Source organism: Salinigranum rubrum (assembly GCF_002906575.1).
GTDB lineage: Archaea > Halobacteriota > Halobacteria > Halobacteriales > Haloferacaceae > Salinigranum > Salinigranum rubrum.
This window is the reverse complement of sequence record NZ_CP026309.1, coordinates 2,466,278-2,481,295: the sequence shown is the minus strand read 5'-3', so window position 1 is coordinate 2,481,295 and position 15,018 is coordinate 2,466,278. Positions and strand designations below refer to the sequence as shown.

Sequence of the window (15,018 nt, the reverse complement as noted above, 5' to 3'; positions counted from 1 at the left end):
ACCCTGCCTCGGTCTCGGTTTCAGTAGACGAGGTACAGCATCGCGTACACGACGTTGCCGAGGACGAACGAGACGAGCCACAGCGCGGCGGCGATACGACCGAACCGCGCGTGGGCCGTCCGCCGGAGTTCGGCGACCGACCGGGTGAGCGCGAGGAGAGCGACGTAGTAGAGCAGGGGGAGACAGACGATGGCGAGGACGACGTGGACGGCGAGCGTCGGGAGGTAGACGAACCGATACACCGTGTCGGGGCCGGGGAACGGCGCGGGACCCTGGACGCTCACCTTGTAGAGATACAGCGCGAGGAACGCGACGAAGAGCACGAGCGAGGCGAGCATGAACGCCCGGTGGCGTCGCCAGTTGCCCGCCCTGATCGCGCGGACGCCGAGGAGGATGGTGACGATGGCGACGGTGCTGATGACGGCGTTGACGTGCGGGATGACGGCGAAGACGGCGTCCGGTGCCCGCGGCAGGACCGTCCGCGGGACGGCACCGAGCGCCGCGCCGAAGACGAGCGCGAGCGAGACGGCGGTGAGCAGCGCGGTGAGTTCGCGGACGTGACCGCGTACACGGGCACGGAGTTCCATGTCCGAAGCGAGGGAAGGAGCGGAAAAAACGGTTTGGACTTCGTCTCTCGCCCGTCCTCGACGTGAGAACGCCCGACACCCCGCCCCCGAAAGGAAAGTCATTTAATCGGGGGCGGGATACGAAGTGTTGCACACGCCACTGCGAGCGTGGGTAGCCAAGCCAGGCCAACGGCGCAGCGTTGAGGGCGCTGTCCCATAGGGGTCCGCCGGTTCAAATCCGGTCCCACGCATCGCACGGGTGGTTCCACGAACCACTCAACCGAGGCGGCGTCAGCCGCCGAGGCAAGACGATGCAGGTGTCGTCCCTCTGCGGACAACACCCACGCACAATCCTTCCGAACGCTACACGACGAGCGACGACTGCGCGGACTCCCGTCGGACACGGGTTCGACCCGAACGGGCCGAGTAACGGGCGACATCGACGTGTCCGCGAATTTAAACGGTTGGAACCAGTACGGAGGTTATGGCTAAATACTCGACAGGCTCGGGTGGCGGCGGCGATGCCGGTGACGCCTGCGAGCTCTGCGGGAAGGAGACCGGCGACCTGCGACGTGCGAACGTCGCGGGCGCGGACCTCCTCGTCTGCGGCTCCTGTGCGCCTCACGGTGACCAGCGCGGCGGGGGTGGGGGACGCGACCGGAGCGGCTCGGGCGACGGAAGCGACGACTCCGGATTCGAGGGCAACCGGAAGAAGCGTGCGGCCCAGCGTGCGGCGAAGATGTACGACAAGCAGAAGGGCGACCCGACCCACTGGGAGAAGGAGGGGACGAACTACGAGAAGGACCGCCTCCCCTATCTGGTTTCGGGCTACGGCGACATCGCCGAAGAGGCCCGACAGGCCGAGGGCCTCCAACTCGAAGAGCTGGCGACCGAACTCGACGTCGACGAGGCCGACCTGCTCGCCGTCGAACAGGGCCGAGCGTCACGGGCAGGCGTCGGTGGCTCCGTCATCCGGGCGCTGGAGAACCGACTCGACGTCCGACTCATCGACGAGTAACCGACGTCCCGGCACCACCTCCGGACGCACCGAGCGTCCGTCGTCTCACGACCGTTCCTCGTGGAATCACGCGAGGAGCGTCGCCTCCGAACGCGACGACGCGCGCCCGAACCCCGGCGAACTCGTACAGCGCGTGGGCGGCCGTCATCCACCGGCCGGGCGGAAGCCTTTTTCACCAGCGGCGTGCCACGGCGGACGTGCACTCACGAGCCTCAGAGGAGCCCGACGTCAGGACGTTCGAAGCCGAGGTGACGGCGGTCGACGGGTCGACCGTCGTCTTGGACAGGACCTGGTTCTACCCCGAAGGTGGAGGCCAGCCGGCCGACCGCGGGACGCTCGCGGGCGAGACAGTGGTCGACGTCCAGGCCCGTGACGGCCGGGTCGAACACACCCTCGGGACCGACCCGGACGGCGTCGCGGTCGCCGCGGGCGACACGGTCGAGGCGCGAATCGACGACGAGTTCCGGACGTACTGCATGCGTGCGCACACCGCGAGCCACGTCCTCTACGGTGCCGGGCGGCGGCTCCTCGACGACCTCGGCTACGGCGGTTTCGGCATCGGGGACGAAAAGGTCCGCGTCGACTTCGCCACCTCGACGGACGTCGACGACGCCGTCCTCGTCGAACTGGAACGGCTCGTCAACCGCGCGGTGTGGGAGTCCCGCCCCGTCTCGTGGGAGGAGATACCCACCGAGGAAGCCCGTAACCGCGAAGAGGTCGCGTTCAACACCAAGACCGAGGGTGGGGTGATGGCCGACTCGGATTCGATCAGAGTCGTGACCGTCGACGGCTGGGACGTCGCCGCCTGCGGGGGGACGCACGTCTCGAACACGCGCGTCATCGGCCCCGTCTCGGTCCTCGAACGCTCCAACCCCGGCGAGGGGCTCACCCGCGTCGAGTTCGCCGTCGGCGAACCCGGCATCGACCACCGCGCGACAGTCCACGGGGCGGCGCTCGACGCCGCGCGCGAACTCGGCGTCGGCGTGGCCGACCTCGCCGACGGCGTCGGATCGCTCCGCGACGAGAACGAGCGGCTCTCGGCGGAACTGTCGGAGCTTCGCGGTGACCTCCTCGACGGCCGACTCCGGTCGTTCGAGGCGGTCGACCGGGAGGGCGTCGCCTGGCGCGTCGGAAGCGTCGACGGGTTCGACGCGAACGCCGCGGGCGAGGCCGCAAAGCGGGTCGCGAGCGATGGTGAGGTCGTCGCCGCCGTCGGCGGCGAGGGGCGACCGTTCGTCGTGGTCGCGTCGTCGTCGGCTGTCAACGCGGGCGACGTCGTCGACAGCGTGACTGAGCGGTTCGGCGGCGGTGGCGGCGGCGGGCCGCCGTTCGCACAGGGCGGTGGGCTCGATGCCGCCCCCGAGGAGGTCGTGGCGTTCCTCCGCGAGGGTGACGACGTCGCCGAGTAGAGCGACCGTGCGAGGAGAACGGGACTCGAGAGCGGCCCGACGACTGCCGCCGTTACCACATCTCGTCGTCGTCGTCCGCCTCCGGCTCTTCTTCCTCCTCGTCGTCGGCCCACGGGTTGGGCGCGTCGTCGCGTCGCCGTCGGTAGAGGTACGCCGCACCGACCGCGATCAGGAGTACGACCACGACGAGCGGTCCGAACGTGGTGAGCGGGGAGGGACCGGAGTCACCCGCCGGAGCGGTCGTCGCACGGGTGGTCTCGGGCTCCGTCGTCTCCTGTGTCTCTGCGGTAGCCGTCTCCCCACCCTCGCCGACACCCCGGACGGTCACTGCCTCGGACGTCGCCCCGCCGCCGCGCGCGGTCAGTTCGTGCTCGCCGCCCGATTCGATGCGGACCGTCGCGCGGCCGTTCTCGTCCGTCCGTGCGACCGCCTCGCCGTCGAGTCGGACCGTCACTCCCGACGCCGGTTCGCCGTAGGCGTTCGTCACCTCGACGGGGACGACTTCGCCGACGACGACCCGCGTGTTCACCGGCGTGAGCGAGAGGGTCGCCTCACGGCTGAGTTCGAAGACGAGCGAGCTCTCGCTCTCGTTGGTCGTGACCGTCTCGGTGGCCGTCTCGTACCCCTCCTTCGAGACGGTCACTTCGAGCCGGCTGTTGACGGGCAGGAGCTGCGTCGCCGCCCCGTTGTCGTCCGTCTGGACCTCGCCGACCCCCTGCACCGAGACGGTCGCGTCCGCGACGGGTCGCGCCGGGTCGAAGTGGGGGTCCTCGACGACGACGTCGTAGTCGACGCGGCCGCGTTCGATGGAGACCGTCCGTTCGGGCGACCCGGCGACGACGATATCCTGCGTGGTGCGGTAGTAGCCGGGCTTCACGACGGCGAGCGTGTACTCGCCCTGTGCGACCGTCCCCGACTGGTACAGGCCGTCGGAGTCGGTTCGGCCGCTGACCACCTCGACCCCGTCCTGCGAGAGGGTGACACGGGCGTTCGCGACCGGTCCCTCCGCGTCGTTGACGACCACGTCGAGGTCGGCCTTCCGCGACACCTCGATGGTGTGTGACCGCTCGGTTGCGACGCGGATTCGGTACGGCTCGTTGCGGGTGTACTGGTCGTCGTCGGTGGTTATCTCGACGGTCGCGGCCTCGGGAACGTCGATGAGCGCCTGGCCGTTCGACGCCGTCGTGACTCGTTCTTCTCCTCCGTTCCAGGTCGCCACCAGCGTCACGCCGCCGAGCCGCTGGTTCGACGAGGGGTTCACCACCTCGATTGTCAACGTCACCAGTTCGTCGTCCGACTGGGCGAGGGCGGTCCCAGGGGCTCCGGCCAGTGACGCGACGACGACGAGTCCGGCGACGATGAGGGCGTTCCGCTGCATACCTGGATAGTACACTCCCGGGGAGTAATATGTCTGTATGTCTGACTACTACGAGGTTGCTTTCGCGTGCAGGCCGATGGTTGATTCCGTTTCCACCTCGACCGGGACACACCCATGGAGCAGTCGATGGTAACTCAGGAGTACGAGACTGCCGAGCCAGAGACACGCGTCGGTGCGGTTCGCTCCGAACTGGAGACGGCCACGACGGAGGCCGTCCTGGTCGTCGACGAGGACGTGACCGGCGCGGTGCTTCCGCGTGACCTCCTCCGGTCGCGGCTGAGCGACGACGCCGAGGTGCAGTCGATCCAGCGGCGCGTTCCGGCGGTCGACAGCGAGACGGGCGTCCGCGAGGTCGCTCGCCTCCTCGTCGAGAACGAGACCACGATCGCCCCGGTGTTCGACGGCGAGGCATTTCGGGGCGTCGTCACCCGAGACAGCCTGCTTCGAGCCGTGTCGGACTCGCTCTCGGCGATCGACGTCGCGGACGTCTACACGACCGAACCGGCGACGGTCGACCGCAAGACGGCGATGGGCGAACTCGTCAACGACCTCCGCGAGAACGACCTCACTCGGCTGCCGGTTCTCGACGACGGGGACCTCGTCGGCGTGGCGACGACGGACGACCTCGTCGAGTTCGTCGTTCGAAGCGCGCAGGCACCGTCGGCCGGCGACCGCGGCGGCGAGAAGGCCGACCTGCTCGAACTGCCGGTCGAGAACGTCATGAGCCGTCCCGCGGAGACGACGACTCCCACCCGGACGGTCCAGTCGGCGGTCGAGCGGATGCTGGAGACGGGCTACGACGGACTCGCGGTCGTCACCGACGATACTCACGGCGACCTGATCGGCGTAATCTCGAAGACGGACGTGCTCCAAGCGCTCGTCGTCGCCGAGTCGGAACGGCTCGACGTCCAGGTGACGAACCCCGAGTATCTCCGGACCGAAGAGCGCGAGGAGGTTCCAAGGCGCATCGAGGCCATCGTCGAGAAGGACCAGAAACTGGACGTGATCGACGCGCAGGTCGACTTCCAGAAGCACGACGAGGAACTCCGCGGCCAGTCGCTGTTCCGGTGTCAGATACGGCTGTTCACCGACGAGGACCAGGTCGCCGGGACCGGCGAGGGGTACGGCGCGGCCGACGCGCTGTCGACCGCACTGGAGACGCTCGAACGGAACGTCCTCGACCTGAAGAACCAGCGAACGGCCGAGAAGCCGCACGGACAGGTACCGCAGGAACCCAGCGACCGGTAGCCACCACGACGGGCGTACCGCGGTCACGCCACGACGAGTAGCGCGAGCGGCCGAACCGGCGCAGGTTTTTCTTCGTCGGCCCCCGTCGAGCGAGTATGACACTGGCAGCGTCGGACTCGCTCTCCGAGGAGCAGCGAGCCGTCCGTGAGGTCGTCCGCGGGTTCGCCGTCGAGGAACTCCGTCCGGGGGCCGGGGAGGCGGACGCCACCGAGACGTTCCCCGAGGAGGCGTGGGACGAACTCGCCGCACTGGACCTGACCGGCCTGACGACGCCCGAGGCGTACGGCGGCTACGACGCCGACCGCCTCACCTACAGCGTCGTCAACGAGGAGGTCGCCTACGGCCACCTCGCCGTGGCGACGGCGCTGTCGGTCCACTGCCTCGCCACCTCCTGCATCGCCGAGTTCGGGAGCGAGGCGTTGAGAGAGGAGTACCTCCCCGACATGTCCACGGGTCGGCCGGTCGGGATGTTCGCCCTCTCGGAACCGGACGCGGGGTCGAACCCCGCGGAGATGACGACCACGGCCAGAAAGGAGGGCGACGAGTACGTCATCGACGGGGAGAAACAGTGGATCACGAACGGCGAGCGCGGCGACGTCTGCATCGTCTTCGCGAAGACCGACCCGGACGACGACTCCTCCATCACACAGTTCCTCGTCCCCAAATCGGCCGGCATCGAAGTCGGGAAGAAGGAGCACAAACTCGGTCTCAGGGCGTCGGACACGACGGGGCTGACGTTCGACGGGGTCCGAATCCCGGCGGAGAACCGCCTCACCGAGGAGGGGAAGGGGCTCTCCGCGGCGTTCCACATCCTCACCGGAGGCCGCATCGGCATCGCGGCGCAGGCGGTCGGCCTCTCGCAGGCGGCGCTCGACGAGGCCGTCTCGTATGCTCGAGACCGCGAGCAGTTCGGGGGCCCCATCGCCGACATCCAGGCCATCAGGCACAAACTCGCCGACATGGCGACGAAGGTCCACGCCTCCCGGCAACTCGTCCGGGCGGCCGCCGAGCGGGCCGACAGGGGTGCGGACCCCCGCACCGAGGCGGCGATGGCGAAGTACTTCGCGAGCGAGTCTGCCGTGGACGTCTGCAACGAGGCCGTTCAGGTCCACGGCGGCTACGGCTACACCACCGACTTCCCCGTCGAGCGCTTCTACCGCGACGCGAAGATACTCACCATCTACGAGGGCACCTCCGAGATACAGAAGGAGATCATCGCCCGCGGCGTCGTCGACTGACCCTTTACTCGGTCGCGCGCCGAAGCGCTCTTTATGGCGTCCCGTCTCCTCTCGCGTAGTGACAGACACCCACGCCTCCGCCGCGGACCTCGACGGGTTCGAGGCCGTCGTCTACGACCTCGACGGGACGCTCGTCCACCTCGCCGTCGACTGGGACACCGTCGCGCGGGACGCGGTAGCCCGCTTCGACGACCACGGCGTCGACGCCGCCGGCTACGACCTCTGGGCGATGCTCGACTTAGCCGACCGCGAAGGACTGCGCGACGAGATAGAGGCCATCATCGGCGAGCACGAACGCGAGGGCGCGCGGGTCTCCACTCGCCTGCCGCTCGCCGACCGGGTGTCGAGCCACGACGTCCCGGTGGGCGTCTGCTCGCTCAACTGCGAGGCGAGCGTCCGACTCGCCCTGGAGACGCACGACCTCGACGGGTGGGTCGACGCCGTCGTCGGTCGGGACACGGTGGCGACGCGGAAACCGGACCCCGAGCCGTTGCTGGCGACGCTTCGCGGCGTCGGCGTCGCGCCCGAGCGTGCGGTGTTCGTCGGCGACTCCCCGCGGGACCGGACGGCCGCGGAGCGTGCGGGCGTGGCGTATCGGTCCGTGGAGTCGTTCTGATCCTCTGTCGAGCGAGCGTACTGCGCGATGAGTCGTCGGCGAATCGCCACCGGAGTCGTTGAGAACGAACGAAGAGACTGCGGAGTCGCCACCGGAGTCGTTGAGAACGACGAGGGGACCGCGGAGTCGCCAGAGCGGTGTGGCCGCGGCCTCGCCCTCCCCACCCGGTCTCTCCACGAGCGACCGGAGGAAGCGAGTGGATGACTCGGCGGACTCGTCCGCCGGTGGGTCGCGGACGGAGCCGCGAGCAGACCCTCGCGCGTTCGTTCGCTCCTTCCAGTCGCTCACTCTCACGCGCCGACCGCCACAAGAGGAGGCGGTGGCGCGTGACCGCGCGGCCTCCGTGCCGGCGGCTCCGGTCCTCAGACAGCACCGTTCGTCTCAATCGAGGACTGCACCCACACACGAATCACAACTCCCGACGCGAACGCGAACCGACACCTCTTATTCCCCACCGACGAACCCGAAAACGTGCAACCGGTCGAACGTTCCGACCCCGACGGCGTCGACTTCGGGTGGGTGATGCAGACGACGTTCGTCGTGACCATCCTCGTCGGGTCGCCCATCGTCGCGGTGCTGTCGACGACGACGACGCTCACCACGTGGGGCGCGCGCGCCTCGTTCGCCATCCGCGTCGGCGCGGTCATCTGGTTCCTCACCGCCCTCGTCGTCTACCTCTACGCCCGACACACCAACGCCGGCGACGGCGGCGTCGGACGACCGGAAACGGAGTAGCGGCCTGAAACGGAGTAACGGTCTGAAACGGAGTAACGGCCTGAAACGGAGTAGCGGCCCGAAGCGGTTTTCCCCGCCACCCTCGCACGTGGGAGTATGATCGACGAGACCATCGAGGAGATTCGGGAGATGCAGACCCACAGCTCCTCGGTCGTCGCCATCAAGGCCACCCGCGCGCTCGCCGAACTCACCGAGCGGGAGTACGCCGCCATCGACGACTTCGAGCGGGCGCTGGAGCACAACGTCGGTGCCCTCCGCCGCTCGAACCCCTCCCACGCCTCGCTCCACAACGCGATGCGTCGGGTGCTCGAAGAGGTCATCGGCGCGTCGACGACCGTCGAGGGCTCGATGGCCACGCTCGAACACACCATCGAGGCCGTCGTCGAGGACATCGAACGGGGCAAGCGCGAGGCGGCCGCCAACGCCGCCGAGACGTTCACCGAGGGGGAGACGTTCCTCACCCACGACTACTCCTCGACCGTCCTCGACGCCATCGAGACCGCCGCCGCCGACGTGGAACTGACGGCGTACGTCACCGAGGCGCGCCCCCGCTACCTCGGCCGAAAGACCGCCCGGTCGCTCGCGGCCATCGAGACCGTCGACACCCACCTCGTCGTCGACGCCGCCTGCGGGCACTTCCTCCCCGAGTGCGACCGCGTCGTCATCGGGATGGACTGCATCGTCGAGAACACTCTCTACAACCGCATCGGGACGTTTCCGCTCGCCGCGACGGCGAACCGAGTTGGAGTCCCCGTCACCGTCGTCGGGTCGAGCACGAAGCTCATCGACGAGTTCCGCTTCGAGAACGAGGTCCGCCCCGCCACGGAGGTACTCCTCGAACCCGTCGAGGACATCACCATCGAGAACCCCGCGTACGACGCAACTCCTGTGGAACTCATCGACGAAGTCGTCACCGACGAGGGCGTGCAGGAACTGTAACACGCCGGTCGACCGACCTGAGCTCAGTCGCGGTCGACCTCGACCCACTCGCCGCGCTCGTCCGACCGCTCGATGGCGTCCAGCACTCTCTGTACCTCGTAGGCGTCGGCGAACGAGGGGTGGAACTCCTCGCCCTCCGCAATCGCGGAGAGGAACTCGTAGTTCTCGTGGACGAACGTGTGCTCCCAGCCGATGACGTGCCCCGGCGGCCACCAGTGGTCGATGTACGGGTCCGAGCCGTCCGTGACGAGAATCGTCTCGTACCCTCGACTCTCGCTCGACTTGTACTCCAGTTCGTTCAACCGTTCGAGCGAGAACTCGAGGCTCCCCTCGGAGCCGTGAATCTCGATGGTGTGGTCGTTCTTGTGGCCCGTGGCGAACCGCGAGGCCTCGAACGTTCCGACGGCCCCGTTCTCGTACTCGGCCTGCGCCGTGTACGCGTCGTCGACCGTCACGGGCTTGGTCTCGCCGTCGCCCGTGGGTCGCTCGTCGACGAACGTCCGGAGGTGCCCCGAGAGTCGCGTCAGGTCGCCCGCGGCGTCCCCCACGAGGAAGCGCGCGAGGTCGAGGGTGTGCGCGCCGAGATCACCGAGCGCCCCGCTGCCTGCCAACTCCTTCGAGTTGCGCCACGACCACTCCGCGTCGGGGTCGGCCAGCCAGTCCTGCAGGTAGCGCCCCCGGACGTGGTGTATCTGGCCGAGTTCGCCGTCGTCGATGAGGCCCTTCGCGTACCGGATGGCGGGGACGAACCGGTAGTTGAACGCACAGCCGGCGACTCGGTTCGAAGACTGCGCCGCCTCGTACATCTCTTCGGCCTCCGCCAGGGTCGGCGCGAGCGGTTTCTCGCAGAAGACGTGCGCGCCCGCCTCCAGCGCCGCGATAGAGGGTTCGGCGTGGAGGTGGTTCGGGCCGAGGTTGTAGAAGACGTCCACCTCGTCGACCACGTCGCGCCAGTCCGTTTCGACCTGCGAGAAGCCGAAGCGGTCGGCGGCCTCAGCCAGCGCCGCTTCGTCGCGTCCGACGAGCGTGTGCCGGTCGACGTCCGGGGCGTCGGGGAAGAACATTGGCAGGCGCGCCAGGGCGTTCGAGTGTGCCTTCCCCATGAACCGGTAGCCGAGGACGCCGACGGTGAGTTCCTCCGTCATTACTCTGCCCAGTACGCCTCGCCGGGGGTGGTCTCGAAGACGGCGCGCCCGAGAACGTCGACGGCCTTCTCCAGTCCCTCGCGCGAGGAGGTGAGCGAGTCCTCGTGCTCGATGGAGAGGGCACCGTCGTACCCGACCATCCGCAGGGTCGAGACGACGTCTTTCCAGTGGGCCTCGCCGTGGCCGTAGCCGACGGTTCGGAAGAGCCACGCTCTCTCGTTTTCCTCGGTGTAGGCCGTGGTGTCGAGGACGCCCCTGGTGCGCGCGTTCGCCTCGTACACTTTGGTGTCCTTCGCGTGGACGTGGTGGATGGCGTCGTGTTCGCCCAGGAACCGAATCGCCTCGGTGACGTCGATACCCTGCCAGTAGAGGTGTGAGGGGTCGAAGTTCGCCCCGACGCGCTCGTTCGTCGCCTCCCTGAGGCGGAGCAGGCCGTGTGGCTCGTACACGAGCATGTTGGGGTGCATCTCGATGGCGACGTCCACCGCCTTCGAGGCGGCGTGGTCCGCGAGGTCAGCCCAGTAGTCGGTCGCCACCTCCCACTGGTACTCGTGAGCGTCGGCGTGTTCGGTCGGCCACGGTGCCGTAATCCAGTTCGGCACCTCGTCGTCGGGACCACCGGCGGGGAGGCCCGAGAAACAGGTCACCGTGTTCACGTCGAGGGCCGCCGCGAGGTCGATAGCCTCCCGGAGTTCCTCGTCGGCCTCCCCCGCCCGCTCGTCGTCGGGGTGGAGCGGGTTGTTGTGTGTCGCGAGCGCGCTCACCCGCAGGCCGTGTTCGTCGAGCGCGTCCGTCAGTTCGGTCCGGGCGTCCTCGCTGTCGAGGAGACCACGCCGGTCGACGTGGTCGTCGCCGGGGAACCCGCCGACGCCGAGTTCGACCGCACCGACGCTGAGACCCGAGAGATACGCCAGGGCGTCGTCGAGCGACTCGCCACCGAGCGGAACGGTAAGTACACCTACGTCCATGCGCCGGGCTACTCTCGAACCGCGAATAAAATTTCCGTCGCGTCAGCGGCGCAAGAACTCCGAGAGTCGCTCCCGGAACGAGGCGTCCTGCCCGAGGCGGAGGTAGTACGCGTTGCCGCCGTCCTCGTAGTAGTTGTCGATCCGTCGTCGGACCTCGAAGCCGATGTGCTCGTAGAAGCGGAGAGCGTTCTCGTTGGTCGCCCGGGCGTGACAGGTCACCGAGCGGTGGTGCTGTGCGACTTCGGCGACGAGTCGACGACCGAGCCCCTGGCCGCGGGCCTCGGGAGCGACGGCGAGAAAGAGGATGTAGCCGTCGCGTCGGACGGAGACGAAACCGACGAGGTCGTCGCCGTCGAAGAGGAGGTGGGTCGTCGACCGACGGTAGGCGTCGACGAAGAAGCCGCGCCGCTGCTTCAGGACGCCTTCGGCCTGCCTGATCCGCTCTTTGAGCGCCCACGCGGCCTCGACGTGCGTGGCGTCGTTGGGGCCGTCCACCCGTTTCTCGATTGTGGCACTCACTGGCGTACACGTACACGAGTATGGAATATAACTCCGTCGTCGTCCGACGGTGTCGAGCCGGGGAGAGAAGGGTGTTCGGTGTGTCGGTAACGTCTGTCGCGGTCGGGTACGGAAGGTCGATATTGCTGCGAACGTGTCGGTGACCGGAGCGGACCGCGCGAGCATCGGGGCGGTGTGACATCACCCTCCCTAGCCGACTCTCACTCGGTACACTCGTTCGGTTACCCACCGAAGCGGCTCCGCCGTTTCGAGCCGTTCGCTCGGTACACCCGCGAAGCCCTCACGCGTGCGTCACGCGGAGGGACCGCGTGACGTCACGTACCACCGCACTGTCTCGCGACGGTCGGCGCGCGGAAGTGAGCGAGCCCGCGAGCGAAACGGCGCGCGAGGGCCGCGGCCGGGCTCCGTCCCGGCCGCACCGGCTGGGGAGGTCTTCGTGAGCGAGTGAAGCGAGTGAACGAACGGCCCGGAGCGGGGCTGCGGTTTCACCGCGCCCGTGTGCCATGCGGTCTTCTTGGAGGACCTCGTCGTTCCGTCGATTCCCGCACGACCACCCGTACAACGGACCCGTTTCACTCACCTGCCGAACGACACCCACCCGAACCGCGTACCGTGAGAGACACCTCACTTGCGACATCCAGACCGTGTCTGAGGTCTGCTCGATCGAGACAATCAGCGTGCTACATACAGAGGATGGAGTCAGCACGAGTGGCGCTGTCCTTCGAGGTACAATTGGTCTTCGTAGCCGTCAGACGCTCACCATCCACTCGTTCTCTCACTCAGGGCGTTCGAAGAGTACGTCGGACCATCGGGATTGTCGAACTCACGCGACCCCCGTCTCTCCGTGTGCTTCCATGCAGTTCGGACGAAGAGCGTTCATGACCTGCGCTCCTACGCGCTCTCAAGAATGGTGATGCTCCCGTGTTTCCGAACACTCACACGGTAGCCGGAGTACTGAAAGTTGACGCAAACCCCCCCGCCGTCCCCGATGACCACTGGCCCATCCATGAGGGTATCAAGGGTGTCGGGGTTTATACTGTCGTGCAGACACTCCAGTTCCGTCGGTTCTACTCCTGTCACTGCCGAGACTGCCGAGATAACGGCTTTCGAGGGGAGTTCGTCCTCGCCGTACTTTGAGCGGAAAACGTCTCTCGACGGCTGAGCGGGTGGGACTGTTTCGGATTCATTCTCGTGGGACGAGCTATTGCTATCGTCTGCGGTGGGATTGCGGTCGGTCATAGTGGCTCACGGAACGCATTAGCACTCTGTGATACGTCCCGCGTGAGCAGACACGCGAAGAGAACGAGGGAGCGTCTGCCGGGTTTCCGGCGCTCAAGCGGCCCCTTCATGATTGGGGCACAGACACACAGTATGATGGTGTTATCCGTTGGTGAACGGTTCGGCCACACACGAATAAGTCTACGGAAACAACGAATCACGCCCTCTCCGTCGGCCCCCTCGACAGTAATCTCAGCGGGCTTCGGTGCCTTCCATCCGCTCCGAGCGACACTCCGAACTCGTGTGACCGAGATGCGCCCAGTATTCAGCACGACGCCGAAACGGACCGGACAGTGGTTTCATCGGAGCCGACGTCCCGGAACGCTTTGGTAGGCACCCGACACAGGACGACACATGGCGCCGCTGTCCGAGGCGGGGACCCCCGTCCGCTCCGTGACCGACGTCGTCCGCGAATCGTTCATCACGGGCGTCGCCGTGGTCGTCCCGGTCCTCGTCACGACGTTCGTCTTCGCCGTCCTGTTCAACACGCTCTACCGCTACCTCGCGCTGGTCGCCGCGCTCTTTTCGGTCTCGAACCGGATCACGCTCGTCCCCGGCCTCGTCGTCTCTGCCGAACTCCTGCTCGAACTGGCCATTCCCGTGGTCGTCCTCTGTGGCGTCTTCGGGGTCGGGTTCGCCGTCGAGCGCTCGCGGTACGGCGAGCAGGCGGTCGACTACTTCGACCGCGCGGCGACGCGCATTCCCGGCTTCGGCTCCATCTACGAGAGCTTCCGGCAGATGTCCGACGTCGTCCTCTCCTCTGACACGGAGAGCTTCCGCGAGGTGAAGCTCGTCGAGTTCCCCCACGAAGGGTCGTACACGCTCGGCTTCGTCACGACCGAGACGCCCGACGCGCTCGCCGAGCCCACGCCGCACGACGAGATGGTGACGATGTTCCTCCCGATGGCGCCGAACCCCGTGATGGGCGGCCACCTCGTCCACCTGCCGACCGACCGCGTGATGGACGTCGACCTCACCGTCGAGGAGGGCGTCCAGACCATCGTCACGAGCGGCGTCGCCATCGCCGACTCCGACCTCGACGGCGGCCTCTCCGGCGAGGAGATACGGACGCTCGCCGCGGGCGAAGCCGTCGACCGTCGGACCCGACCGGAGCGGGCGACGTCCTTCCACCGACGACCGGACCACGACCGGACGGCGCGGTACCGCGCCGATGTCGACCCCGCTCACGCCGGCCGCCCCCGTGACCTCGCCGAGCGGGGGCACGACGACCACGTCGACCCCGACGCCACCCGCCCGGCCCGCGAAGCGGACCGGGCCAGCGAGGCACGCGAGCGAACCGACACGCCCCCCGCCGAGCGGGCCGACCGCACCCACGACGAGCGCGAGCGGACGGACGACCCTCCCGCCGAACGGACCGGTCGGGAGTCCGACGAACAGGAGGAACGCGAATGACGTTTCGACTCCGCGACCACACCGCGGACGTCGCCGTCGAGGCCGAGGCCGAGAGCCTCTCGGGCGTCTTCGCCGCCGTCGCCGACGGGCTCACGGCGGCGATGTGCGACGACGTGCCCCCGCCCGCGGACGACGACGAGTCGGTGACGTTCACCGTCGAGGCCGAGTCCCGGGAGGCGCTCCTATTCGACTACCTGGACCAACTCATCTACGAGCGCGACGTCCGCGGCGTCCTCCCCGCGGACAACGAGGCGGTCGTCTCCGAGCCCGAGCCGGAGTCGGCGCCCGAGAGCGGGGACGGGGGCGAGGCGGAACCGGTGTGGCGCGTCGACGGCCGCGCGCGCGGCATTCCCTTCGACCGCGTCGACGCGCGTGACGTCAAGGCGGTGACGTACTCCGAGATGCGGCTCGAACCGGGTGCCGATGGCTGGGTGGCGTACGTCGTCTTCGACGTGTGAGCGGGACTGCGGTCACGGTGACCGCTCCGCCCGCACGACGTCGTGCGGTCGATACCGGAGCGACTGACAGCAGTCCCTCTGTAGCGACCG

At 68.0% G+C, this 15,018-nt stretch carries 15 protein-coding genes and 1 tRNA gene; 10 read left to right on the top strand and 6 right to left on the bottom strand.

Annotated features, from left to right (window positions below):
* Positions 1-20: 20 nt before the first annotated feature.
* A complete protein-coding gene (locus tag C2R22_RS12170) occupies positions 21-587 on the bottom strand; it encodes a DUF420 domain-containing protein (RefSeq protein WP_103425992.1) in 567 nt (188 codons plus the stop codon).
* A gap of 145 nt (positions 588-732) precedes the next feature.
* On the opposite strand from C2R22_RS12170, the gene C2R22_RS12165 reads away from it, so the two are divergent.
* The 3 genes from C2R22_RS12165 (at position 733) to C2R22_RS12155 (ending at position 2,993) form a co-directional block, all read left to right on the top strand.
* Positions 733-817, top strand: a tRNA-Leu gene (locus C2R22_RS12165).
* 233 nt (positions 818-1,050) lie between these two features.
* Positions 1,051-1,584: a helix-turn-helix domain-containing protein gene (locus C2R22_RS12160; RefSeq protein WP_103425991.1), complete on the top strand. Its 534-nt coding sequence runs from the start codon at positions 1,051-1,053 to the stop codon at positions 1,582-1,584.
* A gap of 197 nt (positions 1,585-1,781) precedes the next feature.
* On the top strand, positions 1,782-2,993 hold the full coding sequence (locus tag C2R22_RS12155) for an alanyl-tRNA editing protein (protein WP_103425990.1): 1,212 nt from the start codon (positions 1,782-1,784) through the stop codon (positions 2,991-2,993).
* A gap of 52 nt (positions 2,994-3,045) precedes the next feature.
* Here the strand turns inward: C2R22_RS12155 and C2R22_RS12150 are convergent, their stop codons facing one another.
* Positions 3,046-4,371, bottom strand: a complete 1,326-nt coding sequence (locus tag C2R22_RS12150; protein ID WP_103425989.1) for a carboxypeptidase regulatory-like domain-containing protein — start codon at positions 4,369-4,371, stop codon at positions 3,046-3,048.
* Between the two features lie 126 nt (positions 4,372-4,497).
* Here C2R22_RS12150 and C2R22_RS12145 point away from each other — a divergent pair, with 126 nt between their 5' ends.
* From C2R22_RS12145 to C2R22_RS12125, 5 genes are all read left to right on the top strand, one after another.
* Positions 4,498-5,619 carry a CBS domain-containing protein gene (locus C2R22_RS12145; RefSeq protein WP_162562472.1) on the top strand — a complete coding sequence of 374 codons (1,122 nt, stop codon included), beginning with the start codon at positions 4,498-4,500 and terminating at the stop codon, positions 5,617-5,619.
* A gap of 95 nt (positions 5,620-5,714) precedes the next feature.
* Positions 5,715-6,857 (top strand): acyl-CoA dehydrogenase family protein, encoded by a 1,143-nt coding sequence (locus C2R22_RS12140; RefSeq protein ID WP_103425987.1) that lies wholly within the window; start codon positions 5,715-5,717, stop codon positions 6,855-6,857.
* Positions 6,858-6,915: 58 nt separating this feature from the next.
* Positions 6,916-7,473, top strand: a complete 558-nt coding sequence (locus C2R22_RS12135; RefSeq protein ID WP_103425986.1) for an HAD family hydrolase — start codon at positions 6,916-6,918, stop codon at positions 7,471-7,473.
* Positions 7,474-7,944: 471 nt separating this feature from the next.
* Positions 7,945-8,208: a DUF5822 domain-containing protein gene (locus tag C2R22_RS12130; protein ID WP_103425985.1), complete on the top strand. Its 264-nt coding sequence runs from the start codon at positions 7,945-7,947 to the stop codon at positions 8,206-8,208.
* Between the two features lie 96 nt (positions 8,209-8,304).
* Positions 8,305-9,147, top strand: a complete 843-nt coding sequence (locus tag C2R22_RS12125; protein ID WP_103425984.1) for a translation initiation factor eIF-2B — start codon at positions 8,305-8,307, stop codon at positions 9,145-9,147.
* A 23-nt stretch (positions 9,148-9,170) separates the two neighbouring features.
* Here C2R22_RS12125 and C2R22_RS12120 read toward each other — a convergent pair whose 3' ends face one another.
* The 4 genes from C2R22_RS12120 to C2R22_RS25070 form a co-directional block, all read right to left on the bottom strand.
* Complete coding sequence (locus C2R22_RS12120) at positions 9,171-10,292, bottom strand: Gfo/Idh/MocA family protein (RefSeq protein WP_103425983.1); 1,122 nt, start codon at positions 10,290-10,292, stop codon at positions 9,171-9,173.
* Positions 10,292-11,260, bottom strand: a complete 969-nt coding sequence (locus C2R22_RS12115; protein ID WP_103425982.1) for a sugar phosphate isomerase/epimerase family protein — start codon at positions 11,258-11,260, stop codon at positions 10,292-10,294. Before C2R22_RS12115 ends, C2R22_RS12120 begins: the two co-directional genes overlap by 1 nt.
* Before the next feature lie 42 nt (positions 11,261-11,302).
* Positions 11,303-11,779, bottom strand: coding sequence for a GNAT family N-acetyltransferase (locus tag C2R22_RS12110; protein ID WP_103425981.1), 477 nt, complete (start codon positions 11,777-11,779; stop codon positions 11,303-11,305).
* A gap of 891 nt (positions 11,780-12,670) precedes the next feature.
* Complete coding sequence (locus C2R22_RS25070; RefSeq protein ID WP_162562471.1) at positions 12,671-13,018, bottom strand: HalOD1 output domain-containing protein; 348 nt, start codon at positions 13,016-13,018, stop codon at positions 12,671-12,673.
* 393 nt (positions 13,019-13,411) lie between these two features.
* Here C2R22_RS25070 and C2R22_RS12105 point away from each other — a divergent pair, with 393 nt between their 5' ends.
* Positions 13,412-14,470, top strand: coding sequence for a DUF502 domain-containing protein (locus C2R22_RS12105; protein ID WP_103425980.1), 1,059 nt, complete (start codon positions 13,412-13,414; stop codon positions 14,468-14,470).
* The gene (locus C2R22_RS12100) at positions 14,467-14,928 is read left to right on the top strand and encodes an archease (protein ID WP_103425979.1); all 462 of its coding nucleotides are present in this window, start codon (positions 14,467-14,469) and stop codon (positions 14,926-14,928) included. The genes C2R22_RS12105 and C2R22_RS12100 overlap by 4 nt, the downstream gene beginning before the upstream one ends.
* Positions 14,929-15,018: the final 90 nt, after the last annotated feature.